The organism is Microbacterium sp. PI-SA-G, from assembly GCF_057215335.1.
Genome location: NZ_CM170103.1, coordinates 2,498,016 through 2,523,766, shown reverse-complemented (window position 1 = coordinate 2,523,766; position 25,751 = coordinate 2,498,016). Strand labels below are relative to the sequence as shown.

27 protein-coding genes are annotated in these 25,751 nt (G+C 69.4%); 4 read left to right on the top strand and 23 right to left on the bottom strand.

Translation table 11 applies throughout. The annotated features are described in order from the left end of the window. Positions 1-29: 29 nt before the first annotated feature. From AC2D10_RS12375 to AC2D10_RS12360, 4 genes are all read right to left on the bottom strand, one after another. Positions 30-425: a hypothetical protein gene (locus tag AC2D10_RS12375; RefSeq protein WP_484708075.1), complete on the bottom strand. Its 396-nt coding sequence runs from the start codon at positions 423-425 to the stop codon at positions 30-32. Positions 426-516: 91 nt separating this feature from the next. Further along, positions 517-1,086 carry a dihydrofolate reductase family protein gene (locus AC2D10_RS12370; protein WP_484708073.1) on the bottom strand — a complete coding sequence of 190 codons (570 nt, stop codon included), beginning with the start codon at positions 1,084-1,086 and terminating at the stop codon, positions 517-519. A 2-nt stretch (positions 1,087-1,088) separates the two neighbouring features. Continuing rightward, positions 1,089-1,583, bottom strand: coding sequence for a hypothetical protein (locus tag AC2D10_RS12365; protein ID WP_484708071.1), 495 nt, complete (start codon positions 1,581-1,583; stop codon positions 1,089-1,091). A 123-nt stretch (positions 1,584-1,706) separates the two neighbouring features. Then, the gene (locus AC2D10_RS12360) at positions 1,707-2,021 is read right to left on the bottom strand and encodes a transcriptional regulator (RefSeq protein WP_484708068.1); all 315 of its coding nucleotides are present in this window, start codon (positions 2,019-2,021) and stop codon (positions 1,707-1,709) included. Positions 2,022-2,132: 111 nt separating this feature from the next. On the opposite strand from AC2D10_RS12360, the gene AC2D10_RS12355 reads away from it, so the two are divergent. After that, the gene (locus AC2D10_RS12355) at positions 2,133-2,981 is read left to right on the top strand and encodes an alpha/beta fold hydrolase (RefSeq protein WP_484708066.1); all 849 of its coding nucleotides are present in this window, start codon (positions 2,133-2,135) and stop codon (positions 2,979-2,981) included. Next, positions 2,974-3,543 (top strand): TetR/AcrR family transcriptional regulator, encoded by a 570-nt coding sequence (locus AC2D10_RS12350; protein WP_484708063.1) that lies wholly within the window; start codon positions 2,974-2,976, stop codon positions 3,541-3,543. Before AC2D10_RS12355 ends, AC2D10_RS12350 begins: the two co-directional genes overlap by 8 nt. A 57-nt stretch (positions 3,544-3,600) precedes the next feature. Here AC2D10_RS12350 and AC2D10_RS12345 read toward each other — a convergent pair whose 3' ends face one another. The 8 genes from AC2D10_RS12345 to AC2D10_RS12310 all read right to left on the bottom strand — a co-directional run bounded on the left by AC2D10_RS12345 (position 3,601) and on the right by AC2D10_RS12310 (position 13,484). Continuing rightward, positions 3,601-4,311, bottom strand: coding sequence for a YoaK family protein (locus tag AC2D10_RS12345; RefSeq protein ID WP_484708062.1), 711 nt, complete (start codon positions 4,309-4,311; stop codon positions 3,601-3,603). Further along, complete coding sequence (locus AC2D10_RS12340) at positions 4,311-5,660, bottom strand: allantoate amidohydrolase (protein WP_484708060.1); 1,350 nt, start codon at positions 5,658-5,660, stop codon at positions 4,311-4,313. The genes AC2D10_RS12345 and AC2D10_RS12340 overlap by 1 nt, the downstream gene beginning before the upstream one ends. Next, positions 5,657-6,892 carry a pyridoxal-phosphate-dependent aminotransferase family protein gene (locus tag AC2D10_RS12335; protein WP_484708059.1) on the bottom strand — a complete coding sequence of 412 codons (1,236 nt, stop codon included), beginning with the start codon at positions 6,890-6,892 and terminating at the stop codon, positions 5,657-5,659. Before AC2D10_RS12335 ends, AC2D10_RS12340 begins: the two co-directional genes overlap by 4 nt. Before the next feature lie 78 nt (positions 6,893-6,970). Beyond that, positions 6,971-8,572 carry an AtzH-like domain-containing protein gene (locus AC2D10_RS12330; protein ID WP_484708058.1) on the bottom strand — a complete coding sequence of 534 codons (1,602 nt, stop codon included), beginning with the start codon at positions 8,570-8,572 and terminating at the stop codon, positions 6,971-6,973. Further along, entirely contained in the window at positions 8,550-9,680 is a 1,131-nt protein-coding gene (locus AC2D10_RS12325) for an acetamidase/formamidase family protein (protein WP_484708057.1), read from the bottom strand. Before AC2D10_RS12325 ends, AC2D10_RS12330 begins: the two co-directional genes overlap by 23 nt. After that, positions 9,677-11,089 carry an allantoinase AllB gene (gene allB, locus AC2D10_RS12320; protein ID WP_484708056.1) on the bottom strand — a complete coding sequence of 471 codons (1,413 nt, stop codon included), beginning with the start codon at positions 11,087-11,089 and terminating at the stop codon, positions 9,677-9,679. Before allB ends, AC2D10_RS12325 begins: the two co-directional genes overlap by 4 nt. Continuing rightward, positions 11,086-11,814, bottom strand: coding sequence for an aspartate/glutamate racemase family protein (locus tag AC2D10_RS12315; protein WP_484708055.1), 729 nt, complete (start codon positions 11,812-11,814; stop codon positions 11,086-11,088). Before AC2D10_RS12315 ends, allB begins: the two co-directional genes overlap by 4 nt. Beyond that, positions 11,811-13,484, bottom strand: a complete 1,674-nt coding sequence (locus tag AC2D10_RS12310) for an NCS1 family nucleobase:cation symporter-1 (protein WP_484708054.1) — start codon at positions 13,482-13,484, stop codon at positions 11,811-11,813. The genes AC2D10_RS12315 and AC2D10_RS12310 overlap by 4 nt, the downstream gene beginning before the upstream one ends. Before the next feature lie 188 nt (positions 13,485-13,672). On the opposite strand from AC2D10_RS12310, the gene AC2D10_RS12305 reads away from it, so the two are divergent. Then, positions 13,673-14,287, top strand: a complete 615-nt coding sequence (locus AC2D10_RS12305) for a helix-turn-helix domain-containing protein (protein WP_484708052.1) — start codon at positions 13,673-13,675, stop codon at positions 14,285-14,287. Positions 14,288-14,305: 18 nt separating this feature from the next. Here the strand turns inward: AC2D10_RS12305 and AC2D10_RS12300 are convergent, their stop codons facing one another. After that, complete coding sequence (locus AC2D10_RS12300; RefSeq protein ID WP_484708051.1) at positions 14,306-14,587, bottom strand: hypothetical protein; 282 nt, start codon at positions 14,585-14,587, stop codon at positions 14,306-14,308. A gap of 127 nt (positions 14,588-14,714) precedes the next feature. On the opposite strand from AC2D10_RS12300, the gene AC2D10_RS12295 reads away from it, so the two are divergent. Further along, positions 14,715-15,524: an alpha/beta fold hydrolase gene (locus tag AC2D10_RS12295; protein WP_484708049.1), complete on the top strand. Its 810-nt coding sequence runs from the start codon at positions 14,715-14,717 to the stop codon at positions 15,522-15,524. A 50-nt stretch (positions 15,525-15,574) separates the two neighbouring features. Here the strand turns inward: AC2D10_RS12295 and msrA are convergent, their stop codons facing one another. The 10 genes from msrA to AC2D10_RS12245 form a co-directional block, all read right to left on the bottom strand. Beyond that, positions 15,575-16,120 (bottom strand): peptide-methionine (S)-S-oxide reductase MsrA, encoded by a 546-nt coding sequence (gene msrA, locus AC2D10_RS12290; RefSeq protein ID WP_484708048.1) that lies wholly within the window; start codon positions 16,118-16,120, stop codon positions 15,575-15,577. Next, positions 16,117-16,608, bottom strand: coding sequence for a peptide-methionine (R)-S-oxide reductase MsrB (gene msrB / locus AC2D10_RS12285; RefSeq protein WP_484708047.1), 492 nt, complete (start codon positions 16,606-16,608; stop codon positions 16,117-16,119). The genes msrA and msrB overlap by 4 nt, the downstream gene beginning before the upstream one ends. 116 nt (positions 16,609-16,724) lie before the next feature. After that, positions 16,725-17,642: a DUF4862 family protein gene (locus AC2D10_RS12280; RefSeq protein WP_484708046.1), complete on the bottom strand. Its 918-nt coding sequence runs from the start codon at positions 17,640-17,642 to the stop codon at positions 16,725-16,727. After that, positions 17,639-18,325: an N-acetylmannosamine-6-phosphate 2-epimerase gene (locus AC2D10_RS12275; RefSeq protein ID WP_484708045.1), complete on the bottom strand. Its 687-nt coding sequence runs from the start codon at positions 18,323-18,325 to the stop codon at positions 17,639-17,641. Before AC2D10_RS12275 ends, AC2D10_RS12280 begins: the two co-directional genes overlap by 4 nt. After that, positions 18,322-19,257, bottom strand: a complete 936-nt coding sequence (locus tag AC2D10_RS12270; RefSeq protein ID WP_484708044.1) for an ROK family protein — start codon at positions 19,255-19,257, stop codon at positions 18,322-18,324. The genes AC2D10_RS12275 and AC2D10_RS12270 overlap by 4 nt, the downstream gene beginning before the upstream one ends. Next, positions 19,257-20,210, bottom strand: coding sequence for a dihydrodipicolinate synthase family protein (locus tag AC2D10_RS12265; protein ID WP_484708043.1), 954 nt, complete (start codon positions 20,208-20,210; stop codon positions 19,257-19,259). The genes AC2D10_RS12270 and AC2D10_RS12265 overlap by 1 nt, the downstream gene beginning before the upstream one ends. A 16-nt stretch (positions 20,211-20,226) precedes the next feature. Beyond that, positions 20,227-21,027 (bottom strand): ABC transporter ATP-binding protein, encoded by an 801-nt coding sequence (locus AC2D10_RS12260; protein ID WP_484708042.1) that lies wholly within the window; start codon positions 21,025-21,027, stop codon positions 20,227-20,229. Continuing rightward, the gene (locus tag AC2D10_RS12255; RefSeq protein WP_484708039.1) at positions 21,024-23,075 is read right to left on the bottom strand and encodes a dipeptide/oligopeptide/nickel ABC transporter permease/ATP-binding protein; all 2,052 of its coding nucleotides are present in this window, start codon (positions 23,073-23,075) and stop codon (positions 21,024-21,026) included. The genes AC2D10_RS12260 and AC2D10_RS12255 overlap by 4 nt, the downstream gene beginning before the upstream one ends. A gap of 1 nt (position 23,076) precedes the next feature. Then, positions 23,077-24,033, bottom strand: coding sequence for an ABC transporter permease (locus AC2D10_RS12250; RefSeq protein WP_484708038.1), 957 nt, complete (start codon positions 24,031-24,033; stop codon positions 23,077-23,079). A gap of 74 nt (positions 24,034-24,107) precedes the next feature. Next, positions 24,108-25,706 carry an ABC transporter substrate-binding protein gene (locus AC2D10_RS12245; protein WP_484708037.1) on the bottom strand — a complete coding sequence of 533 codons (1,599 nt, stop codon included), beginning with the start codon at positions 25,704-25,706 and terminating at the stop codon, positions 24,108-24,110. Positions 25,707-25,751 lie beyond the last annotated feature (45 nt).

The following is a 25,751-nucleotide window of genomic DNA, read 5'->3' as shown; positions in this document are numbered from 1 at the left end:
TAGCGACGTCGCCGAGACCCCCATCGCACCTATGGCAGTTCGATGAACAGCGGGTCGGTCGTCGAGCGGTTCTCGCATCCCGGCCCGTTCGGCGTCCAGGTCGGAACCCAGACGAGGTCGACGTCCTCGGTCACAAGTTCCGCAGCGGATGAATCGAGCATCCTCACCCTGACACTCGTCGGCGCCGCCACGAAGAGCTCGAAGACCCACTGCGATGAGTGCAGTGCTGCGGCATCCGGCTCCACAGGGTCGCCGGTGACGCATTCGCCATCGAAACAAACCTCGACCGACGCCACCTGCCGCTCGGGTGATTCGGTGACGCGGATGTCGAGAGTGTTCACGTAGCCCGCTTGATGGCAGGCCATCCCACACCCGGTCGCCGACAAGGAAGCCAGCACGATCAGCGCAACCGCGGAAGCACGCATCCATCGTCGCATCGCCCCATCATCGACCGAGGAGCTTACGTCCGCATGAACGGATGTGACCGAGCATCTACCGCCGAGGGGCGAACTCTCGTCAGGCGCTCGCGGGCACCGGCCGGAATCGCTGCGCCACCAGGCCCGACCGGAACTCCTTGCGATCGACGAGCTCGAGCTGGATGCGTTCGCGCAGGCCGGCGAGCAACGACGGCCCGTGGCCGGCCAGGACCGGATGCACGAGGAAGACGTACTCGTCGATCAGCCCCCGGTCGGCCAACGCCAACGGGAGCGTCACCCCGCTCACCGAGAGCCGGTCGCCCGGCTGCGCTTTGAGCCGTTGGATCGCGGACCCCAGCTCCCCCGTCAGGAGCTCGGCATTCCAGTCGACGTCGGCGAGGGTGCTCGACACGACGTACTTCTTCGCCCGATCCATGGTCTCGGCGAACGGTGTCTCCCACTCGCGCATCCATTCCGGCCACACGCCCGCGGCCGGCTTTCGCCACGCCGACTGCATCATCTCGAACGTCGTGCGGCCGAAGATCAGTGCGTCAGCCCCCGCCACGTCTGCGGTCCACCAGCTCATCGACTCCTCGTCGGGAGGAAGACCCGCCTCATGGTGGCAGCAGCCGTCGAGCGTGACGTTGATGGCGTATCGCAGTGATCTCATCGTCAGTCCATCGGGTCGGGGCGCGATTCCCAGGTCCAGACGGCGTCCGGGCCCGTCGAGATCTGGGCGGTCGCCGTCTGAATCTCGCGGAGATAGGCGGGGAGCGAGATCGGGATCGGCGCGCTGAAGACGGTCTGCGCCGTCAGGCGTGTGTCGAGGGAGCCGATCGCTTCGGCGACGGTGGTGAAGACGTCGGCGAGAAGTTCAATCGCGGCGATCGTGGTCGTCGTCGTGCTGCCGCTGCCGCGCCCGGTGACGGTCTCCTGCTCTGCCGCCTCGTGGGTCGTCGAGATCTGCCACTGCGCGCTGGCTACCCGATTCTGCAGTGAGACGAGCGGGCGGAGGTGGTGCACGATGTCGGCCTGGACGTCGTTGCCGAGGACGCCTTTGAGGTCGGCGCGCGCGAAGACGTCGAGGCGACGCCAGAGCGGCTGATTCGGGTGGGCCGTCGTTCCGGCGAGCGTGAGGATGCTGCCCAGGGCGTTGATGATCTGCATCGCCGACGAAGTGACGGTGTCCCGGGCTCGGGTGAGTCTCGCGTCGGCGTTGGAATCTGATTCGGGTGACTCCGGTTCCATGACTCCAGCATGTCAGACTCGGCGTCTGGGCTTCGGGCCACTTCAGCCGCGCGCCGATCGGACGATCTCTTCGAGGCGCTGCAGGTAGGCGTCGAATGACTTTCGTCCAGCATCGGTGAGGGCGATCCGACGCGCTCGCTTGTCGGTGGGGATGTTCCACACGACCACGACACCCGCATCGGTCAGGGCGGATATGTGCTTCGACAGTGCTGACTTGCTGACCCCCACGATGCGGAGAAGTGCTGAGAAGTCGACGTAGTCGGCAGGCGCGAGGGCAGCGAGGATCGCCAGCCGCGCCGGTTCATGCAGCAGCGGATCCAGGCGCAGGGCCGGTGCGTCGCCTTCCGGCTCGCTCATCGCGCCGCCCCGGACGCCGGTGCCGGAGCCGCGGAGGAAACCAGAGGCACTTGACATTCGTGGCTACGCCCAATAGCTTATGGCTACATCCATTAGCCATCGGAGGACGTCGTGCTCGAACATCTCACCCTCGACGAGGGAACCATCGCCTACGACATCACCGGCGCCGGGCCCCTCGTGCTCCTGGCCCACGGCATGGGTGACAGCAGGCACTCGTACCGATTCATGGTGCCCGAGCTGGTCGCCGCCGGGTACCGAGTCGCCAACGTCGACATCCGCGGCTGTGGAGATTCCAGCACCAGCTGGTCGAGCTACGAGCGCGCCGACATCGCCGCCGACCTGGTGGCGCTCGTTCACCACCTCGGCGGCCCTGCTGTGATCATCGGGCACTCGATCAGCGGAGGCGCGGCGACGATCGCCGCAGCCACTGCACCCGACGAGATCGTCGGCATCGTCGAACTCGCCCCCTTCACTCGTAAGCAGTCGTTCGACATCGTCGGGATGCTGCGCCAGCGACATGTTCGCGCCGGTATGGCGCAACTCCTGCGGGTGATGATGAGCAGCAGCCTCACGGGGTGGATGCGATACCTGGACATCGCCATCCCCACCAAGCCCGCCGACTGGGTGGCAGAGCGCGCCCGGATCGAGACCACGATGGGTCAGCCGGAGCGGATGGCAGTGCTCCACGCGATGACCAAGACCACGCCCGCCGACGCCGGTGCGATGCTGGCGGGGGTCCGCAGCCCGGTCCTGATCATCGAAGGCAGCGCCGACCCGGACTGGGCAGACCCTCGCGCCGAGGGCATGCGCATCGTCGCCGATCTTCCTGCCGGCCTCGGCACCGTCGAGGTCATCGAAGGCGCAGGCCACTACCCGCACGCCGACTCTCCGGCGGCAGTGCTCGCCCTGGTCGTGCCGTTCCTCGCCGAGACCATGACCCGATCGTCGAACAATGCCTAGGGCGGGACTCATCGCGGCCACGGTCACCGAAGCCGCGGCCGACCTCGCCGACGAGATCAGCCCGGACACGCTGAGCATGAGCGCCGTAGCCGAGCGGCTGGGCGTGAAGGCGCCGTCACTCTACAAGCACGTCGACGGCCTCGGAGATCTCACTCATCGCATCGCGATCCTCGGCGCGACCGAACTGGGTGATGCGCTCCGCGATGCCATGCAGGGACGAGCCGGCAGAGATGCTCTCACAGCCGCCGCCCACGCCGTTCGCACCTACGTGAAAGAACACCCCGGCCGATACGCCGCGACGGTCGGCGCCACCCCCACGGGCCCGAACGACCCTCTCGCCGTCGCCCTGGAGCGCACGCTCGCGTCGTTCGCCGCGATCCTCCCCGGATACGGCTTCGACCCCGCTCAAGAGATCCACGCCATCCGAATGCTGCGAAGCTTCCTGCACGGATTCGCGACCTTGGAAGCCGCGAACGGGTTCCAGATGAACACCGACATCGACGACAGCTTCGCCTGGATGGTCTCGTTCATCGACGGCGGTCTCCGAGCGAGTCGCAGCTGACGCGTCGTCGGCCAACGGCCACCGCATCGATGCTTCACGGCGAGATGCGAAAGCGCCTCAGGACTGCACGGCGGCCGGGGTGTGAAGCATCCGGTGTCCGAGCCCGACCACGACGAGCGTCAGCGCGGCCGCGAGCAGCAGCGGCACAGCGATGCCGAGGCGCAGCAGCAGTGCGCCGACCACGGCTCCCGCGAAGATGATGGCGATCGCCGCGAACCTGCGGTTCCACAAGCCCTTGATCCCGCTGTCGACGAGTGACTCGCTGGCGAGGGAGGTCAGCGTCGAGGTGACGACGACTGTGGTGACGTCGGCGACCGCGAGGCTGCGGGCGACGGCGGCCTGTACACCCATGGCGGCGGCCGTGGCCGACGAGGCGATCAGCTCGAGTGCGGTCGAATCCGCCCAGGCCGGAACGAGGAACGCGACGCCGAGCAGCCCCAGCACCAGCGCTCCCGATCCGAGCAGCGTCGAGACGGCGGCGCTCCACTGCTTGCGTCGCGTGCGCAGAAAGACGCCGCCGATGAAGGCACCCACGGTGAAGGTGCCCAGCGCGATCGCAGGCCCGAGGATCGGCAGGTCGTCCGCCCCGGCGACGGCCATGCCCAGGACCACGATGTTGCCCGTCATGTTGCCCACGAAGACGCGGTCGAGGCCGAGGAAGCCGACGGCGTCGACGACTCCGGTGACGAACGTGAGCACCATCATCATCCAGAGGGTGACCGTCGGCGCGCGCTCCCCGGAGCGCGGGCGGGTGATCGGGGTCGTCATCAGTGGATCCTCTCGAGGGTGGTGCGGGATTCGGCGCCGAGGTGCAGCACCGCTTCGGAAAGCGAGCGGATGCCGAGGCACACGTCGGCCTCGCTGACATCCTCGTCGGGGTGGTGGCTGATGCCGTCGGGGTTTCGCAGAAACAGCATCCCGACGCCGGTGATGCGTGCGATCGCCATGCTGTCGTGCCCGGCGCGGCTGAAGAGCACGGCCGGGTCGTCGGCGCCGTTCGGGAGCGTGGATCGGATGCCGGCGCGCACGACGTCCTGCAGCAGCGGGGCGCACATCACCGCCGCGGCCCGGTGCACCTCGCGCGACTGCCAGTGCAGCCCCCGACGCCCGGCGATGCCGTCAATCTCGTCTGTCAGCGCCTCCCACACGCGGTCGCGCTCCGCGTCGAACTCACCGCGCAGGTCGAGGCTGAACCGCACCTCGCCCGGGACGATGTTCACCGCTCCCGGGAAAGCCTCGAACTGCCCGACCGTGCCGACGATGTGATGCTCGGCGCGGCAGATTCGTTCCACGGCGAGCGCCGCCTCGCTCGCCCCCAGCAGTGCGTCGCGCCGCGCGTCGTACGGGGTGCCGCCGGCATGCCGCGCCTCCCCCGACATCGTGAATTGGAACCGCCGGGCACTCGCGATCGACGACACGACAGACAGCGCCTCGCCGCGTTCGTGCAGCTCGGGTCCCTGCTCGATATGTGCCTCGAGGTAGCCGACCAGCTCGTCCGGCCGCCGCGCGGCCTCGCCGATGCGCCCCGGGTCCAGCCCGAAGTCCCGAAACGCCTCGCGCAGCGTGGTGCCGGCAGCATCGGTCAGCGACCACCACCGGTCATCCCAGCTTCCGGCCACGGCTGATGAGCCCAGCAGCGCGGTGCCGAATCGCGTTCCCTCCTCGTCAGCGAACGCGACCACCTCGATCGCGAACGTGAACGGTGAGGCCCACCCGGCATCCGTCGGCACCCGCAGCAGCCGCACGGTCTCGATCGCCAGAAGCACCCCGAGCACGCCGTCGAAGCGCCCGGCGTCGGGCACGGTGTCGAGGTGCGAGCCCAGCATCACGGCCGGCGCACCCGCAGGCGACCCGGAGCGGCCGACCACATCGAGTCGGCCGATCTGGTTGCCCGCGGCATCCTGTCGCGTGGTCATGCCGATCTCGCGCATCCAGCCGGCGACGATCCGGTTCGCACGCGCATGCTCGGGCGACAGATACACCCGCTCGATGGCACCGTCGGTCGCCGTGACGCGGGCGAGCTCAAGGCATCGGGCCATCACCCGCCGGGCGGCTGCGGTGATGTCGGTCGGGTCGGCACCCGAGGTGGTCAGCAGTCGGTCGAGCAGCGGAATCACGCCGCGCCCGCGTACACGTCGAGCGCCGCATCGACCCCGCCGCCCGGAGCGACACGGGCCCCGAAGCGACGCAGCACGGCCTCGAGCGCCGCGAGCGTCGTCAGCACTGTGTCTTTTCGGGCGTTGTAGCCCATTGTCCCGATCCGCCAGACGCGGCCGTGCAGCGGACCGAACGACGTGCCGATCTCGATGCCGAAGTCGGTCAGCAGCGCCTGGCGCGCGACATCACCCGGTACGCCGTCGGGGATCTCGACCGCGACGACGTTGTTCATCTTGTGCGGGACGTCACCGAAGACGGTGAGCCCGAGGCCCTGCACCCCGGCGAGCATCGCACGGCCCGCGAGCACGTGCCGGTCGATCACCGCATCACGCCCCTCGGCCAGCAGCACGCGCGCGCACTCGCGGGCGGCGTAGAGCATCGACGTCGCCTCGGTGTGGTGGTTGAGTCGGCGCGGACCCCAGTAGTCGAGGATCATGCCGAGGTCGAAGTAGTTCGATCGCACGAAGTCGTCGGCCGCGACGTCGGTGTCCTCGCGGATACCCGCCTCGACCCGGGCGCGCGAGCGCACGACCTCGACCGCGCGGTCCGAGAGGGTGAGCGGCGACGACCCCGACGGTCCGCCGAGGCACTTCTGCAGTCCGGCGGTCGCGGCGTCGAGGCCCCAGGCGTCAGCCTCGAACGGGTTGCCGCCGAGGGATGCCGTCGCGTCACAGTAGAACAGCACTCCGTGCTTCGCGCACACGGCACCGAGCTCGTCGAGCGGCTGATTCATGGTCGTCGACGTGTCGCCCTGCACGATCGCCAACAGCGTGGGCTGCACCCGCTGAATCGCCTCTTCGATGACCGACACCGGGAACACCTGACCCCACGGCACCTCGATCGTGTGCACCTCGGCGAGCGCGCGCTCGGCGATCTCGGCGAGCAGGTGACCGAAGCGTCCGAAGATCGGCACGAGCACCCGGTCGCCCGGACGCACGAGCGACACGATCGCCGCCTCGATGCCCGCCCGCGAGGTGCCGTCGATCAGCACGGTGGCGTCATTGCGGGTCGACCACACCCCGCGGTAGAGCTCCTGCGTCTCGGTCATCGCGGCGGTCATGAAGGGGTCGTACTGGCCGATCAGCGGAGCCGACAGCGCACGCAGCACGCTCGGGTACGCCCCGATCGGTCCCGGGCCCATCAGCAGGCGGGCGGGCGGGTCGATCTGGGCGGGCAGGAGTGCGTCGGTCATTTGCGGGTCCGTTCTGTCTTTCAGGGGTACTGCGTTGTCTTTCCGGTACTGCGATTTCTTTCCGGGGTACTGCGTTGTTCATGAGGATGTGGAGTTTTCGAGTGCTCGGGAGAGGCGCCGCGCGAAGCGCACGAGCGCGCGTTCCGAGGCGGGCCGTGAGACCAGGGTCACCCCGACCGGCAGCGGACCGGATCGGGAGGGCACGGTCAGAAGCGGCACCGACAGGGCGGGGAGACCCGCGATCGCGGCGGGCGTCGTCATGCGCAGGGTCGCCTGCCGGACCGCATCGAGACGATCGCGTCCGACAGTGCGCATCGGCGCCGGCCCTGGCGCCGTGGGGAGTAGGAGCACGTCGTCGCGCACCAGTCGCGTCATCCGCTCGCGCAGCTCGACCAGCGCGGTCCGCGCGATGTGCTCCTGGTCGCGGGTGACAGATGCCGCGAACCGGAACCGTTCGGCGACCGCGGGCCCGAGCGCGCCGGGGTGGGCGCGCACCCAGTCGCCGTGCGTCTGCCACGCTTCGGCACCCTGCACGACCCGGAACGCGTCGTGGTACGCATCGAGCGGACCGATTGCGGCCCGCCGTACGCGCGGCGCATCGTCGAGCGCGCCGAGGCGGGCGACCAGTGCACGCAGGGCCCCGGCGGTCGCGGGCTCGGCGATCGCCCGCGGCTCGTCGAGCACGAGCACCCGCCCCGGCAACTCGTCGTCCGGTGTCGACGTGTCGTCGCGCAGGCACCAGTCGGCGACGCGCTGCATCGTCTCGCCGTCGCGCGTGATCCACCCGACGGTGTCGAAGCTCGGCGCCAGGGGCAGCAGACCCTGGCGGGAGACCAGGCCGTGCGTCGTGCGCAGGCCCCAGAGGCCCTGGTACGACGCAGGCACCCGGATCGATCCCGCCGTGTCGGTGGCGAGCGCGACGTCGGCCTGACCCGCGGCGACGGCGGATGCCGGCCCGCTCGACGAGCCTCCGGGCAGGGCTCCGGGAACGGCGCCGTTGGGAGGTGTGCCGTAGTGTGCGTTGTCGCCAGCGATGGAATAGGCGAACTCGTCGGTGCGGGCGATGCCGCGCAGCGACGCTCCTCCGCGCAGCAGGTCGACGACGGCCGGAGCCGTGGTGGTCTCGGTCGCCGCTTCATCGAGGAACGTCGGATTCCCGGCGCCGATGCGGTCTCCCGCGATCGCGAACAGATCCTTCACGGCCACGCTGAGTCCGGCGAGCGGTCCCGTCGCGGCCCCGGGTCGCAGCGGATCGCCGACGCTGCGCCAGATCGAGCGGTCGAGTGCCGCTGCCCGCGGGGTGACATGCGCGGCGGTGATCAGCCAGCGTCCGTCGATCCGCTGCCACACCTGCGTCTGCAGTCCCGTGCCGCCCGCGGCGTAGCGCGATACCGAGATCAGCAGCGCCGTGTCGCCGCTGTCGTCGAGCGGCCGGTACTCGAGACGTTCGATCGTGCGCGCGGGCACCCCGCCGCGGGATCCGCGGAAGGCGCTGATCGCGTCGTGACCCACCAGCAGTCCGGCCGGATCGCCGCGCATCGTTTCGGGTCCTGGCGCGAACGCGGCGTCGAGCGCCTCGAGGTCGTCGGCGTGCAGCGCACTCTCGTACGATTCGAAGGCGTGCAGCAGGTCGGCGGGGATGCGCCCGACCCGCGTCTCATCGGTCATGGTCGAGGTCACGATCCACCTCCCGGAAGTCGGCTTCGCGGATGCGGGCGTGCACCCCGCACACGACATCCACGACCTGCGAGATGTCGAAGTCGGTCGCCGCTGACAGATACGCGTAGGCCAGGTGCTCGTCGAGACCCCAGCGCGCGCGGATCAGCGCGATCGCGGCACGGACGCACGCACGCATCGCCTCGCCCAGGTCGGGGTCGAGCCCCGTCGGCACCAGGTACTCGGCGGTGCGGATGAGCGGACCGGTCACCTCACCGAATTCGGCGAGCGCGACGGCGCGCGGGATGACGTCGAAGCGCAGCGTCGCCCGCAGCGAGGCCTCGAGCGCGGTGAGCGCGACCTCGCCGTCGCCCTGCGCGAAGTGCGGATCGCCGACGTACGCGAGCGCGCCCGGCACCTGCACGGGAAGGTGGAGTACCGCCCCCTCCGTGAGCAGGTTGATGTCGATGTTGCCGCCGTGCGCACCGGGCGGCACCGAATGCGGCCGTTCGTCACCCGCGACGGCGACGCCCATCGTGCCGAGGAAGGGCGCGAGGGGGAACTCCACGACGGGCGGTCCCCCGGCGCGCACGGGGAGCACGCCGACGAGTCCCGACTCGCGCCGCTCGACCGCGGTGAACACGCTCACCGCATCGGCGTCGCGCGGAAGCTCCCCCGCCAGCGCACCCTTGCCGTGCCGGTTCGAGATCACCCCGTAGGGCACCCGAGGCTCCAGCCGTACGACGGTGATCCGCAGCAGATCCCCGGGCTGCGCGCCCTCGATCAGGAGGGGTCCCGTGATCACGTGCGGGCCGTCGTGCGTGGCGTCACGCGGCACCGTCGCGGCGATGTCGATCACGTCGCGCAGAATCTGGTCGGCTGGAACCCCGCACGACTCGAAGTACGCCGGCGGGTCCGACCCCTGGTCGGGCAGCATCCCCTCGTGACTCACCGTGTCGATCGTGACGGTCTCGCCCGACCGCATCCGCCGTACCGGCTGATCCGTCGCGCACGGCAGCCGCCCCCACGACACGTTCTCGGGTGTCGCGGGCACATAGTGATCGCCCGTGATCCCCCCGACCCCCGGCTGCAGCACGGCGAACGGCGCTGCCGTACGGACGCGCGCGGTCATGCCGCCACCGCCGCACCGGAACTCGCCCGAACCGGCGCCACCGCAGCCGACAGCAGCCGCCCGCCGGCCGGGGCGCGGAACTGCGGCGCCTCGCCCGCGCCACCCTCGGTCGCGTCGTACACCGAGCGCCCGTGCAGCCACGTGCGGCGGATGCGCCCGGTGAGGGTGCGCCCGTCGTACGCCGTCACTGGGTTGCGATGCAGGAGCGAAGCCGCCCGGATCGGGAACGGGTCGTCCAGACCGAAGACGGTCAGGTGCGCGGGCGCCCCCTCGACGATCCGTCCGACGCCGTCGAGTCCGGCAACCGCCGCGGGCCCGGTCGTGAACAGCGGCAGCAGGGTCTCCAGGGCGATGCCGCGCAGTCGCGCCTCGGTCCAGACCGCCGAGAGCCCGAGCTGCAGCCCCGAGATGCCGCCCCACGCGAGTCCGAAATCGCCGTCGCCGGCGTGCTTCAGCGCCACGGTGCTCGGCGAGTGATCGCTCACGATCGCGTCGATCGTGCCGTCACGGAGTCCGTCCCAGAGCAGGTCGCGGTTCGCCGCCTCGCGGATCGGCGGGCAGCACTTGAACGCGCTCGCGCCGTCGGGGATCTCCTCGGCCGTGAGCGTGAGGTAGTGCGGGCAGGTCTCGACCGTGAGCGCGATGCCCTCGGCCTTGGCTGCGGCGATCGCGGGCAGAGCCGACGCGTCGCTCAGGTGCAGGATGTGCGCGCGGGCGCCCGTGCGGCGAGCGGCCGCGATGACCGCGTCGATCGCCGACGCCTCGCTCGCCGCGGGCCGCGAGTCGAGGAACGAGCGGTAGTCGCGCCCGAGAGGCCCGTCGGCACCCAGCAGCTGCGGGTCTTCGGCGTGCACGATCAGGCGGGAGTCCAGCCGCGCGATCTCCACCATCGTGGCCTCGAGCTGAGCGAGGTCGAGGTGCGGGAACTCCTCGACGCCCGACGGCGACAGGAAACACTTGAACCCGAAGACGCCCTCGGCGTGCAGCTCCGCGAGCGCGTCGAGGTTGTCGGGCACGGCACCGCCCCAGAACCCCACGTCGATGTGCGCCGAGGGTGCGGCCGTCGCCCGTTTCACAGCGAGGGCGTCGGCGGTCGTGGTGGGCGGCAGCGAGTTCAGCGGCATGTCGACGAGCGTCGTGATGCCTCCGGCCGCGGCTGCGAGGGTCGCGGAGCGGAACCCCTCCCACTCGGTGCGGCCCGGATCGTTCACGTGCACGTGCGAGTCCACCAGGCCCGGAAGCAGCACGGCGTCGTCGGCCACCACGACCGCACCGCGCGGAGCCCCGCGGGGAACATCGATCGACGCGATCACGCCGTGCTCGACCGTGACCTCGGCCGGCTGCATCCGCCCCTCGATCCACGCCCGGGCGGCACGGATGCGCAGCACCGACCCGTCCGCGCCGCTCACGCCGTGACCGCCTGACGTGCAGGTGCCGGGCGACGGGGTGGTGCCGCATACTCGTCGCGCTTGCTGGTGCCGACGCCCATCCGCACCATGCCGACCGCGATGCCCACGGCAGCTCCGACGCCGTCGACGACGGGCACGCCCACCCGGTCACTCAGCGTGCGGCAGAGATCGGTCATCCCGGCGCAGCCGAGCACGATCACGTCGGCCTCGGCGGCGACCGCCTCGATGCACAGCGCCGCGATCCGCTCGGCCGCCTGCGATGAGGTGTCCTCCAGTTCGAGGACGGGGATGCCGGTGCCCACCAGCGACACGCACGCCTCGGTCATGCCGTACCGGGCGACGAGGTCGCGCGCCCGGCCGAGCGTGCGGCTGAGGGTGGTGACCACTCCGAACGAGCGTCCGGAGACCGCGGCGATGTGCATCGCCGCCTCGGCGATGCAGACGACCGGAACGTCGACGAGTTCGCGCGCGGCATCCAGTCCCGGATCTCCGAAGCACGCGATCACGTACGCGTCGCTGCCGCCGTCCTGCAGGTCCTGCTCGATGAGATCGATCACCGCCTGGGCGGCGAACACCTCGTCGACATGGCTCTCGATGGCGTCGGGTCCGTCATCCGGGCAGATCGCCCGGATCTCGACGCCGGGCCCGGCCACCTCCCGGGCGGCGACCGCGATCTTCGCGGTCATCGCCCGGGAGGTGTTCGGGTTGATGAGGGTGATCCTCACGAACGCGCCTCCGTGACGGTCTCGATGGTTCCGGAGATCGCCGAAGGCTGCGACGCGGCGGTGTCGGCCGCCCCGTCGACGGTGCCGTCGGAGATGCCCTCGGTCTCGCCCTCGAACGTGGGGACCTTCGGGTCGATCCGCTCGAGGAGGACGAACGCGACGAAGCCGAGTCCGCAGCCGATGAACCAGGTGAAGTTGCCGAGCCACGAGACGTCGAAGAAGCCGAGGTCGGCGATCATCTTGGGGAGGATCGCGATGGCGATGGTCGGCAGCCCCGCCCACGCCAGCGCCTTGAGGGCGTTGGGGTTGTAGCCGTTGCGGTACCAGTACGGGCCGTTCTCTGACATCGAGAACATCTCGTCGGTCTTGATGCGCTGCTTCGCGGCGATGTAGTAGCCGGCGATCAGCAGGCCGAAGAGCGGTCCAATGAGCGCGGCCAGCACACCGAGGGAGTAGTGGATGGCGGTCGCGTCGGAGTACCAGTTCCACGGCAGCAGGAAGACGGAGCCGACCGCGGCGATCATGCCGCCCATCCGCCACGAGATCTTCTGCGGTGCGACGTTCGAGAAGTCGAATGCCGGGGCGATGAAGTTTGCGACGATGTTGATGCCCACCGTCGCGGTGACGAACGTGAGTCCGCCCAGGAGGATCGCGACCGGGGTGTCGATGCGCTCGACCGTGTGGATCGGGTCGGTGATCAACTCACCGAACACCGGGACGGTGGCGGATGCCGTGATCACGACGAGCAGCGAGAAGAAGAGGAAGTTGACCGGGAGCCCCCAGAAGTTGCCCTTGCGGACGGCGGCGAAGCTCTTGCCGTATCGGGCGAAGTCGCCGAAGTTCAGCATCGGGCCGGAGAAGTACGACACCACGACGCCGATGGCCATGAACATGAGACCGATGGATCCCCAGAAGCCGACAGCCGGCTGGCTCGGGTCGGACAGGTCGAAGCTGATGTTCTCCCAGCCCGCCTGCGAGACCAGGTAGATCGCCAGCACGATCATGACGACGTAGACGGCGGGACCCGCCCAGTCGATGAAGCGGCGGATGACCTCCATGCCCTTCCAGAACAGGGCGACCTGCGCGACCCACAGGATCGCGTACGAGATCCACCCCAGCGCCGACAGCCCCAGGAAGCCGACATCGAGCAGAGCAGCCGACCCGGGGATGAACTTCAGGAAGATGATGTTCAGCGACTGCGCGGCGAGGAACGTCTGGACGCCGTACCAGGCGATCGCGATGACGCCACGGATGATCGCGGGGATGTTGGCACCCTTGACGCCGAAGATCGCACGGTTGATGACCGGGTACGGCACGCCGGTCTTCTGGCTCGGCTTGGCGACCAGGTTGGCGAAGATCTGCACGATCACGATGCCCACCACCAGCGCGACCAGCACCTGCCAGGCGGCGATGCCGAGGGCGAACAGCGAGCCGGCGGTGACGTACCCGCCGACCGAATGCACGTCCGACATCCAGAACGCGAAGATGTTGTACCAGGACCACTTCTGCTTGCGCAGCGGGGCGAGGTCCTCGTTCGCGAGCCGAGGGTCGTAGTGCGGCTTCATGTTGCCGGAGCCGGCCGGATGACCGGCCGCCTCGATGATGTCCTGCGGTTTGGTCAGCGGTGGTGTCGAAGTGCGGGCGGGTGTCGGGGGAAGTGAAGTCGTCATTTCTCGTACCTTCCGGAAGAGCCTCGGCGAGCCGGGGCCGTGAAGACGGAAGACCACGGCGGCGGGGTCCGGTGAAGTAGTACTGGAAATGAAGCTATTGATTAACACAGCGCCGCAGGTTTCGCGTGTGTAACAGCGCTGTGAAGTTCCCGCTTCACACCCCGGCGGTATATCCGTAGACTCGGGGCATGTCGAACGTCGAGGACACGCTCGCCCCGCAGGCCGCCGGACTCGACGTCGGCGTCCGCCTGCGCGATCTGCGCAAGCGTGAGGGCATGTCGGCACGGGCGCTCGCTGCCCGACTGGGTATCTCGCCCAGCGCGGTCTCGCAGATCGAACGGGGCGTGATGCGTCCGAGCGTCTCGCGCCTCATCGCCATCACCGACGCCCTCGGAGTGCCGCTGGCCGCGGTCTTCGACACGTCGGTCGAACCTCTCGCCGAGGTCGAGGCCACCGCGGGCGGCTTTGCACTCGTCCGGGCCGGCCAGTCGTCATCGGTCACTCTCGAGAGCGGCGTGCTGTTCCGTCGCGTCTCGCCCGGCCGCACGCCCGGGATCGACTACTTCGAGTCCACCTATCCGCCAGGAGCGAGCGCGCACGCCGAGATGGGCCTGTTCCGCCACGACGGCTACGAGGTCGGCACGGTCGTCTCCGGCGAGCTGACGATCGACTTCGACGCCGAACGCGTCATCCTCCGCCCCGGCGACTCGATCAGCTACCCGTGCTCAGTGCCCCACCGCATCCACAACACCGGCGACGAAGACGCGGTCGCCCGCTGGCTCATCGTGCACGCGGAGCGCTGATCCCGCGGAGTATCCGCATCATGCGTCGTCCGTGCGGCCGAGCTTCTTCAGCAGCGCTCGCCGATCACGGTGGAGCTTCCACCAGCTGAAGGTCCCTCGCACCTGCAGCCTGCCCAGTTCCTCGAGCGTGGGCAGATCGCGATCGCGCAGCTCCTGTGCGATCGCATCCTCGTGCTCCTTGCCGTGCTTCTCGATGACGGCGAACGCGTCGGTCACCGGCGTCGAGGCGAGTGGATGTCGGGAGATCTTCGCATCGACGTCGGCCAGTCGTCGCTCGATCTCGTCGGTGTCACGCCCCATCGGAACCTCCCTGGTGAGGTGGCGCGCGGTCGATTCTGCGCGCGGAGCCTTCAGGTTAGTTCGGTCCCGGGGCGTATCTTCCGGCATATCGATATGCCTGCTCGCTCGACCGCAGGACCGGGGCACAATGGATGCCGTGGCTGTCCCTCTCTCCGACCTGACCAGCATGCCCGAACCGCAGCAGGTGTACGCCGCGGACGGCACCCGCCTCGCGACCTACACGTGGGGCGACGTCGACGCCCCGGTGGTGGTGACCGTGCACGGCTTCGCCTCGAACGCGCGCGACAACTGGGGGCTCACCGGCTGGGTGCGCGACCTCACGAAGGCCGGCTACCGGGTGCTCGCTCTCGACCAGCGCGGGCACGGACTCAGCCAGAAGCCGCATGAGCCCGAGGGCTACCGCATCCGCACCCTCGCGACCGACGTCGAGACCGTGATGGACGCCTACCTCGTCGACGACGCGCAATACGTCGGCTACTCGCTCGGCGCGCGCGTCGGCTGGGAGGTCGTGCGCGATCTGCCGCAGCGCATCGGTCGGGCCGTGCTCGGCGGTGTGCCCGACGGCATCCCGCTCGCGCGACTCGACCTCGATCAGGTGCGGGCGTATCTCGCCGACGGCACCCCCGTGGCAGACCAGACCACGCAGAACTACATCGCGCTGACTGAGCGGGTGCCGGGCAACGACCTCGGCGCGCTCGTCGCCCTGGCCGAGGGGATGCGGGCCTCCGGCACGATCGACCCCGACCCCGAGGACGCCCCGACCCGCCCGATCCTGTTCGCGACCGGGTCGGAGGACGCGATCATCGAAGGCTCGCGCGCCCTGGCATCCGCCGCCCCGGGTGGTGAGTTCTTCGAGATCCCGGGCCGGAACCACTTCAACGCGCCCGGCTCGCGCGACTTCCGGAGCGCGGCACTAGCGTTCCTCGCACAGTCCTGACGGGCACGAGAAAGCCCTCCGACCCGAAGGACGGAGGGCTTTCGTGATGCTCAGACCGCAGAGGCCTCAGCGCGCTTCGGCAGCACCCAGCCCGCACGCGGGAAGTGGCAGGTGTAGCCGTTGGGGTACTTGATCAGGTAGTCCTGGTGCTCTTCCTCGGCCTGCCAGAACGGGCCCTCCGGCTCGATCGTGGTGACGGCCTTGCCCGGCCAAAGACCCGAGGCGTCGACGTCGGCGATCGTGTCGCGCGCGACCTGCTCCTGCTCGGGGCTGAGCGGGAAGATCGCGGAACGGTAGCTGGACCCGCGGTCGTTGCCCTGACGGTCCTTCGTCGACGGGTCGTGGATCTGGAAGAAGAACGCGAGGATGTCGCGGTACGTGGTCTTGGTCGGGTCGAACACGATCTCGACCGCCTCGGCGTGGCCGGGGTGGTTGCGGTAGGTCGCGTGGTCGTTCGAGCCACCCGTGTAGCCGACACGGGTGTCGAGCACGCCGGGCTGACGGCGGATCAGGTCTTCCATGCCCCAGAAGCAGCCGCCGGCGAGGACGGCGGTCTCGGTCCCGGGTGTGCGGGTGATGGTTCCGGTGTCGGTCATGACTGCTCCTCAGCGGTGTCGGTGGTGATCGTGGTGCTCGTGATGCCGGGGAAGAGGCGGCTGTAGCGACCGTACCCCTCCTCCTCGAGCTTGTCAGCCGGGATGAACCGCAGCGCCGCGGAGTTCATGCAGTAGCGCATGCCGCCGGCGTCACGGGGGCCGTCGTCGAAGACGTGCCCGAGGTGGCTGTCGGCGACCGCGGAACGCGCCTCGGTGCGCTTCATGAACAGCTTGCGGTCGGTGCGGGTGGTGACGGCATCGGCGTCGATCGGGCGGGTGAAGCTCGGCCATCCGGTACCGCTGTCGAACTTGTCGGTGGACGAGAACAGCGGCTCGCCCGAGACGACGTCGACGTAGATGCCGTCGTCCTTGGTGTTCCAGTAGGCGTTGCGGAACGGCGGCTCCGTGGCATCCTCCTGCGTCACCTCGTACTGCAGGTGCGTGAGGGCGCTGACCGCCTCGGGGGTCTTGGTGTAGTCGTTCGACATGATCTGACTCCTTGTCCGACGTCGCTGGCTGCGGCGTCTTAGAGGAGAACCCACGAGCGGCCTGTTTTGGTCCCGTGACCCTGGGAGCGGGCTGTGAGTTTCGGGCGGGCTGTTCGTCAGCGGCCGGTGATCACCCGAAGGTTGCGTTCGACCGTCGCCAGCGCGTCGGCCGCCGTCACGTCATCGGGCCGCCGCGCGGCCTTGAGCCCGAGCCAGGGCACGTCGCCTGCCGCGACGAGCGCCGCCATCACGTGCGCGTCGTCGAGCAGCGAGAGCGACTCGGGGTAGGTCGAGACGATCGGCAGATGCGCATCGATCCACGGGTATCCGTACGGGCTCTGCACGGGTGCGGCTCCCGAGAAGGCGAGCCCGGTGAGGAGGCCGGATGCCGCGGCATCCGAGATCTGCGCGGTCACCGCGTCGGCGTCCCGCAGCTCGATGACGGAGCGTCCCCAGTTCAGCCACAGACCGACCGGCGCGCCCGAACGTCGGATGGCGGTGATCTCATCGGCGAGCGGCAGGAAGCCCTTCTCGTACTGCTGCTCGGGCACGTGCGCGTCGCAGTGCTCGATCACGAGCTGTGCGCCCGACCAGTCGAGCCCGGCGATCTCGTCGAGGGAGCGCACCAGCGCGTCCGACACCCCGGTGGTCTGGGGCGCCGTGTGCAGCATCACCACGGCCACCGACGCAGGGCTCTCCTGCCCGATGCGCGCGACGTCGTCGGCGATGCGTCGCAGGTCGGCGATCGCCGCCTCTCGGCCTTCGGCGTCGTTCGAGGCGATGCCGTAGCGGGCATCTCGGCCGACCTGGCCCATCACGTGCGGGATCGCGGTCACGGCGAGCGAGACGGCGGGCACGTGCGCGAGGAACCACGCGTCATCGTGCGGGTGGATGCCGCCCATCCAGGGCACCTCGAGACCGGCGACCTCGGGCAGAGCGCAGATCGCGGGGAGCAGTTCTGCTTCGAGCTGTGGATCCCACCGGCCGTGCGCGGGCGAGACCGGATAGGCGCTGACGAGGATCGGAGCGGTCATGCGCGGTCTCCTGAGAGAGCATCGACGAACCACGAGGTGATCGTGGCGGGGTGGGTGATGGCCGTCCCGACGCAGACCGAGAACGCGCCGGCGGCTCGCGCGGCCGCGGCCTGCCGGGGGGTGTGGATGCGGCCCTCGGCCATGATCGGCAACGGAGTGCGTGCGGCGATCAGGCCGATGAGGTCGAGGTCGGGACCGACGGTCTTCGGTCGCTCGCCCGTGTAGCCCGAGAGCGTCGTACCGAGGATGTCGGCGCCCGCATCGGCCGCGGCCAGGGCATCGTCGAGAGAACCGCAGTCCGCCATGATCAGCGCGTCGGTGTGCGCGCGGATTCCGGCGATGGTGTCGGCGAGACTGCGTCCGTCGGGGCGGGTGCGCCGGGTGCCGTCGATCGCGATGACGTCGGCGCCGGCATCCGCCACGGCGATCGCGTGCGCGAGGGTCGGTGTGATGAACACGTCGGCGTCACCGTCCTTCCACAGACCGATGATCGGCACGGCCAGGTCGGCGACCGCGCGGATGTCGGCGATGCCCTGCACCCGGATGCCGACGGCCCCGCCGATGAGCGCGGACGCCGCGACCTGGCCCATGGTGCCGGGGTCGCGCATCGGCTCACCGGGATACGCCTGGCACGAGACGACGAGACCGCCTCGCAGGCGGTCGAGCGTGTCGGTGAATCTCATTGGGTCCTCCAGGCGGATGCTGCGGCGCCCCGCAACGGAGCGTCGTCGCCGAGCGTACCCGGCAGGATCGGGGTGTTCTGCAGCGCGTCGATGGCCTCGGACCGGTAGGCCGCACGCATCGGGCGCCACCAGGAATCGCCGATGTTCGGCACGCCGCCGGTGATGACGATGCGTTCGGGGTCGAGGAGCGTCGCCGCCGCGGCGAGCGCCCGCCCGACGGCAGCCGCGGATTCCTCCAGCGCACGTCGAGCGATCGGGTCGCCCGATGCCGCCGCGGCCGCCACCCCGCGCGCATCGACGATGGTGGGGTCTCCGCTGAGCGACACGAAGTGGCGGTGCATGCCGATGCCGGAGCCGATGGCCTCGAGGTGACCTCGCCGCCCGCACGGACACCACAGATGTTCCGCGCCCGGAGTGGGAATGTGCGCGATCTCGCCGGCGACGTGGTGCGCGCCGCGGATCGGGCGACCGTCGAGGATCAACCCAGCCCCCACCCCGGTGCCGACCGCGACGATCATCGCGCTCGACGCCCCGGCCGCGGCACCGTGGGCGTACTCCCCCGCCGCATGCGCGTCGACATCGTTCTGCACCGACACCGGAGCATCCGCCGGCAGACGCGCACCGAGCCCGGCCCGCACGAGCGCGGCGAGCGGTGTGCCCGGCCAGTCCGTGAAGGTGTCGGTTGCCGACACGATCGTGCCGGTCCCGGCATCCACGACTCCTGCAGTGCCGATGCCGACCCCCGCGAGACGCCGGTCGCCACCCGCCAGCAGCTTCTCGGCCAACGCGATCACGGTGGCGACCACGGCGGCCGGGCCCGAGGCCGCCGGCGTCGCGGCCACCTCGGCGCAGAGCAGCCGGTCCTGTCGATCGGCGAGAGCCACGGCCGTCTTCGTGCCGCCGATATCGACGGCGAGGACGACCTCGGTCATCAGGCGACGGCGCCGGCGACGGGGGCGAGCCCGAGCCCCGCGAGGATGCCGTGGATCCCGGCGACTGCTGCGTCGTCGAGTGTCTGCACGGTGTCGGCGATCGTCGGGTGGTCGATGATGCCGCGCGCGTGCATGGCGGCCTTGAACGCGCCCACTCCGGTCGCGTCGCCCGACAGCCCCTTCGGCTCGAACACGATGTCGAAGAGTCGGTTGATGCGCTCCTGCTCGGTGCGCGCGGCGACCCAGTCTCCGGCCTGTGCGGCGTTCCACAGACGCACGTATCCCGCCGCCTCGACGTTGGCCAGCCCTGGGACGACGCCGTGCGCCCCGGCGAGCGCCATCGCATCGACGACCACTTCGTGCCCGGTGAGCAGCTGCAGGGGGCTGCCGGCTGTGATGTTCGCGGCGATCAGACGGCGGAATGAGACGTCGTCGCCCGAGGAGTCCTTGACCCCGTGGATGACCCCCTCAGAGCCGAGCTGTATGAGCAGGTCGACGCCGAGCTTGGAGTGCACGCGCACCGGCACGTCGTAGGCCCAGAGCGGTGCGTCGATGGCCGCGGCGATGGTGCGGAAGTGGTCGGCGACCTCGGTCGGCGAGTTCAGGGTGTACAGCGGGGCCGTGGTCACGATGGCCTGCGCACCGGCGTCGATCAGGCGACGTGCGGTGGCGATGATGCGGGGCGCCGTGAGCTCGATCGCTCCGGCGATGATCGGCACGCGACCCTCGTTCGCGGCGACGATCGTGCGCAGCAACTCGACGCGCTGGTCGTCGGTGAAGTAGGCGGTCTCGCCGGTGGAGCCGAGTGCGAAGAGGCCGGAGACGCCTTCCTCGATGAGCCGATCGACGAGTCGCGCGAGCGAGGTGTGGTCGATGGTGCCGTCCGGCAGCATCGGGGTGGCGACGGGCGGGACGACGCCCGCGAAGACGGGGGCGATGGAGGCAGCAGACATGTGTGTTCCGGTCGTTTCAGGGGGTCGGTTCAAGCAGCGAGGGCGCAGCGCCCAGCAGCGTTCTGGTGTAGTCGTCGGAGGGTGCCTCGAAGACGCGGGCAGCATCGCCGAACTCGACGACCCTGCCCTTGTTCATCACGGCGATCTCGTCGGAGAGATAGCGGACGGTCTGGATGTCGTGCGAGATGAAGACCATCCCGAGACCCAACTGCTCCTTCAGATCGGTGAGCAGGTTGAGGATCTGCGCGCGCACCGAGACGTCGAGGGCTGAGGTGGGCTCATCGGCGACGATCACCTGCGGATCGAGCACGAGCGCCCGGGCGATCGCGACGCGCTGACGCTGCCCGCCCGAGAGCTGGCTCGGCAGGGCGTCGAGAGCGGATGCGGGGAGCCCCACGAGTCCGATCAGATCCCGCACCTTGCGGTGGCGGGAGTTCACATCGCCGAGACGGTGCACCTGGAGCGGGTCGAGCAGGGCGTCTCGTACCGTCATGCGGGAGTTCAGTGCGGTCGCCGGATCCTGGAAGACGACGGACAGGATGCGGCCGAGACGCTTGCGCACCGCCGGGGTGAAGGAGCGCACGGGCTCTCCACCGAACACGACCTGCCCACTGGTCGGCTTCTCGAGTCCGATCAGCACCTTCGCCGAGGTCGACTTGCCTGATCCGGATTCGCCGACGATCCCGAGGGTCTGGCCGCGCCGCACCGTGAGCGAGACTCCGTCGAGCGCGTCGACGAAGGCCGGTCGGAACAGCGTCGACGCGCGGGTCTTGTACCGCACGTGAACGTCCTTGAGTTCGATGACGGGATCGCTCATCGTCCTGCTCCGATCGGCTCGACGGGCGCATCGTCAGGATGCGCGGAGTAGAAGTGCTCGGTCCCACGGATCTGCCGGCGCACCGGCGTCACCCCCGCATAGCGGGTCGGGTCGGAAGACCGCGGCGCGAACCGGTCACCGGCGGGGAAGTCGCGCGGCGACGGCACGACACCCGACACCTGGTGCAGGCGATCGGATCCGTCCTCGATCGACAGCACCGCACCGAGCAGACCGCGGGTGTACTCGTGCACGGGCTGGGTGAGCACCTCACGGGTGGTTCCCTGCTCGACGACCTGCCCGGCGTACATCACCGTCACGCGGTGGGTGAGCTCAGCGACGAGGGCCAGGTCGTGCGAGACGAAGAGCATCGCGAACCCGAGCTCCTTCTGCAGGCGCAGCAGCAGTTCGACGACCTGAGCCTGCACCGTCACGTCGAGCGCGGTGGTCGGCTCGTCGGCGATCACCAGACGCGGGTCGCGGGTGAGTGCCATCGCGATCAGCACGCGCTGGCGCTGACCGCCCGACAGCTCGTGAGGATACGAGGCGAGCGTGCGGACCGGATCGAGGCCGACCAGCGTCAGCAGATCCTCGGCAGTGCGCGTTCCCCCGCGAGAGGTCAGCTGCTTCATCTGCGAGCGGATCAGCATCGCCGGGTTCAGGGAGCTCAGGGCGTCCTGATAGATCATCGCGATGTCGTGGCCTCGCAGCGTGTTGCGCTCCTTCGCCGACATCGTCAGCAGATCCTTGCCGTCGAACAGGATGCGTCCGCGGATATCGGCCTTCGAGTCGAGCAGCCCCATGATCGCCAGCGACGTGATCGATTTGCCGCAGCCGGACTCGCCCACGAGCGACATCGTCTCGCCGGGACGCACCGTGAAGCTGACGTGATCGATCACGTCGACGTCACCATGCCGCGGGAACGAGATGCGGAGGTTGTCGACCTCGAGCAGCGGAGTCGGTTCACCGTCGTAGACCAGCCGATCCATGCGCTCCCATTCGCGCTCGCGCAGCCGCGCCAGGCGCTCCTCGAGCGGAACCGTCGGCGTGCGGGGCACGAGGGTGTCGGGCACGCCGCTGGGTACCGAGAGGTTCACGGCCGTGTCGACCGTGGCGATCACGTGGGTGTCGTCGACGGCCGCGGCCTCCTCGAGCTCGTGCGTGGACTCCTCGGTGTTCGCGGCATCCGCCGTGATCTTGCGCGCCCGGGGCGACACCATCGCGTCAGTCATGCCCTCGGACAGGATGTTCAGGCAGAGCACGGTGAGCATGATCAGCAGACCCGGGAAGAACGTCGCCCACCAGGCTCCGCTCATCAGCAGGTTGCGGCCGGCCGCGATCACGTTGCCCCAGGAGGGCTCGGGGTCGGGAACGCCGGCCTGCAGGAACGACAGCGACGCTTCGAAGACGATGGCGTCGGCGACCAGGACCGTCGCGAACACCAGCACCGGCGCCATGGCGTTGCGGGCCACGTGCTTCACGATGATCCGTGGAGTGCCGGATCCCATCACCCGCACGGCCGAGACGTAGTCCTCGCCGTACTGGTCGAGGATGTTGGCGCGCACGATGCGGGTCAGCTGCGGCACGTAGAGGAATGCGATCGTGAGCACCAGCACCGGCAGCGATTTGCCGAACACCGCCACGAAGACCGCGGCGAGCGCGATGCCGGGGAACGACATCACGATGTCCATCACCCGCATCACGATCTCGGAGAGCCATCGCGGCGCCGTGGCCGCGATGGTGCCGATCACGCAGGCGACGGCCAGCGCGACGGAGGTCGCTCCGAGCCCGATCACCAGCGAGTAGCGGGCGCCGTAGACGAGCCGCGTGAAGATGTCGCGGCCCTGACGATCGGTGCCGAACCAGTGCTCGGGGCTCGGCGGCTGCACCGGAGCGCCCGAGGCGAGCGGGTCATACGGAGTCAGCAACGGTGCGAGGATCGCCGCCGACGCGATGATCGCGAGCGCCACGATGCAGATCAGCGATCCGAGCGAGAGCCGCCCGAACCGGAGGCCGGGAAGAGAGAGTCGTTCTGTGAGTTTGCGTCGCATGTCACACCGCCCGGATTCGGGGATTGATGAGGACGTACAGGAGGTCCACGATGATATTGATCACCACGAAGGCCACGGCGACGGCGAGCGTCACTCCCTGCACGAGGTTGGGTTCGTTGTTGGTCACGCCGTTGAGGATGACGGTTCCCATGCCGGGGATCGCGAAGATGATCTCGATCACGACCGCCCCGCCGAGCAGGTACCCGATGCGCAGGCCAAGGACCGTGACCGGGGTGATCAGGGCGTTTCGCAGCACGTTGCGCCCGACGACGATGAATCGCGGGATGCCGGCGCCGAGCGCCGTGCGCACGTAGTCCCGGTCGAGCTCTTCGACCATCGAGGTGCGCACCACGCGCGAGAGCTGGCCGATCACGGGGACGGCCAGGGCGACGGCGGGGAGCGTCATGCGCGCCAGCCATCCGCCGAAGTCCGTCGCGGGGTCGGGCAGCGGACCCGAGGCGGGAAGGATGCCGAGTGTGAGGGTGAACAGCTGGATCAGGAGGATCGCCAGCCAGAAGGAGGGCGTCGAGAGGGCCGCCACTCCGAACACGCGGATCATCTGATCGGGCCACCGGTCGCGGTACACCGCGGCGAGCACGCCGATCAGGAGGGCGACGATGACGGCGATGGCGAGCCCGAGGAAGGTCAGGGCGATGGTCACCGGGAAGGCGCGGACGACCTCGTCGATCACCGGCAGCTGTCGGGCGGAGTAGGTGCCGAGGTTTCCCTGCACCATGCCGAACAGGAAGTTCACGTAGCGCACGAGAAGCGGCAGGTTGAGGCCCTGCTTCTCGCGGTAGGCCTCGAGCGCTTCGGGTGATGCGGTCTCGCCGAGCGCGGTGCGCGCCGGGTCGACGGGGGAGAACGACATCACGAAGAACACGAGGAACGTGATGCCGAGGATCATCAGCGGCAACTGCAGCAGTCGTCGGCCGATGAGGCGGAGCGTGTGTGACACGAGCCGCTCCTTCCGGGTTCAGGAGGGGTGGAGCGGGGGCGCACCGTCGGCGCGCCCCCGCTGGTTCGGTCGGACTACTGTGCCGCGACGCCGACGTCGAGGAACGACAGTCCGGTGGTCGGAACCGGCTCGAACCCGACGAGCTGCTGGCCGCTCCACGCGGTCGGGAGCTTGCGGTGGAACAGCGGGTACAGGACTGCCTCGTCGGAGAGCAGGTCGAAGGCCTGGTTCCAGGTTTCCTGCTGCTCGTCGCCCTCCTGCTGGATGGCGGTGCCGAGGAGCTCGCTCAGCTGCGCGTACTCCGGGGAGTTCGACCAGTTCGTGCGGGTGTTGCTCCACACGTTGTCGCCGTACCACCAGTTCATCAGCAGGTCGGGGTCGCTGCCGAAGACCGACGGGTCACCGGGGGCGACGGCGACGGTGTAGTCGCCCGAATCGACCTTCTCGTACATCGAGGCGGACTGGCTGATGTCGAGCGTCACGTCTACGCCGACGGCATCCAGCGACTCCTTGATCAGCGGCGCGACCTCCTTGACCCAGCCTGTGTCGGTCGTGAGCAGAGTGATCGCGAGGTCCGAGACGCCCGCCTCGTCGAGCAGCTCCTGAGCCTTGTCGGGGTCGTAGGTGTAGACCGTCGACGCCTGGTTGTAGTTCGGGTACGTCTCGGGCAGGAACGACGTCGCGGGGGTGGCGTTGCCGAGCATGCCGGTCTCGATGATCTTGTCCATGTCGAGCGCGTAGAACATCGCCTGGCGCACGCGCACGTCGTCGAACGGCGCTGCCTGGGTGTTGAACATCATGAAGAGCAGTCCGAACGACTGCACGCTCTCGACATCCGCCGAGGCGGCGAGGCTGTCGACGTCGATGTAGGGCACGTCCTCCATGGCCTGGATCGTGCCGGTCGACATCGCGGTCACCCGGGCGGAGGCGTCGGAGAGCAGGTTCCAGTTCATGCCCGCGGCGAGCGCCGGGCGCGGACCGTTGTAGTCGTCGAAGCGCTCGAACACGATCTTGTCCTCGGGGGTGGCGGACACGAGCGAGTAAGGACCGGAGCCGATCGGGTTCGCGCCGAAGCCCTCGAGGTCGGCTTCGACCACGGCCTTCGGGACGATCTTCACGATGCCGAGGCGATCGTTGATCAGCGAGTAGGGAAAGTCGGTGGTGATCTGCACCGTGTCCTCGTCGACGGCCGTGACGGTGTCGATGAAGTCGATGTACGTGGTGAAGAGCGAGCCGCTGGCCGGATCGAGAACACGCTCGAAGCTGAAGACGACGTCGTCGGCGGTGACGGGGTCGCCGTTGTGGAAGGTCGCGCCCTCGCGGATGTCGACCTCGTAGGTCGTGTCGTCGACCTTCGTGGGCAGGTCGGCGGCGAGCGCGGCGTATGGCTTCTTGGTCACGGGGTCGAGGTCGACGAGCCCCTCGAAGACGTGCCAGTTCACCGAGACGGTGACCGCACCTGAGGCGATCATCGGGTCGAAGCTGCCGTTCAACGTGTACGAGATGCCGGCTTCGATGATGCCGTCGGGGTCGACTTCGGCTGCTGCGCCGGACTCCTCCGGGTCGGCGGATGTGCCGCCACCGCAGCCGGCAAGGGCGAGGGACGCGGCGACCGTGCCGGCGACCATCGTCGCGAATCGACCCGCACGGCGGCGAGTGATGTGTCGGTTCATGTGTGCTCCAGGGTGGGTGAGGGGACATCTTGAGGACATCTGATG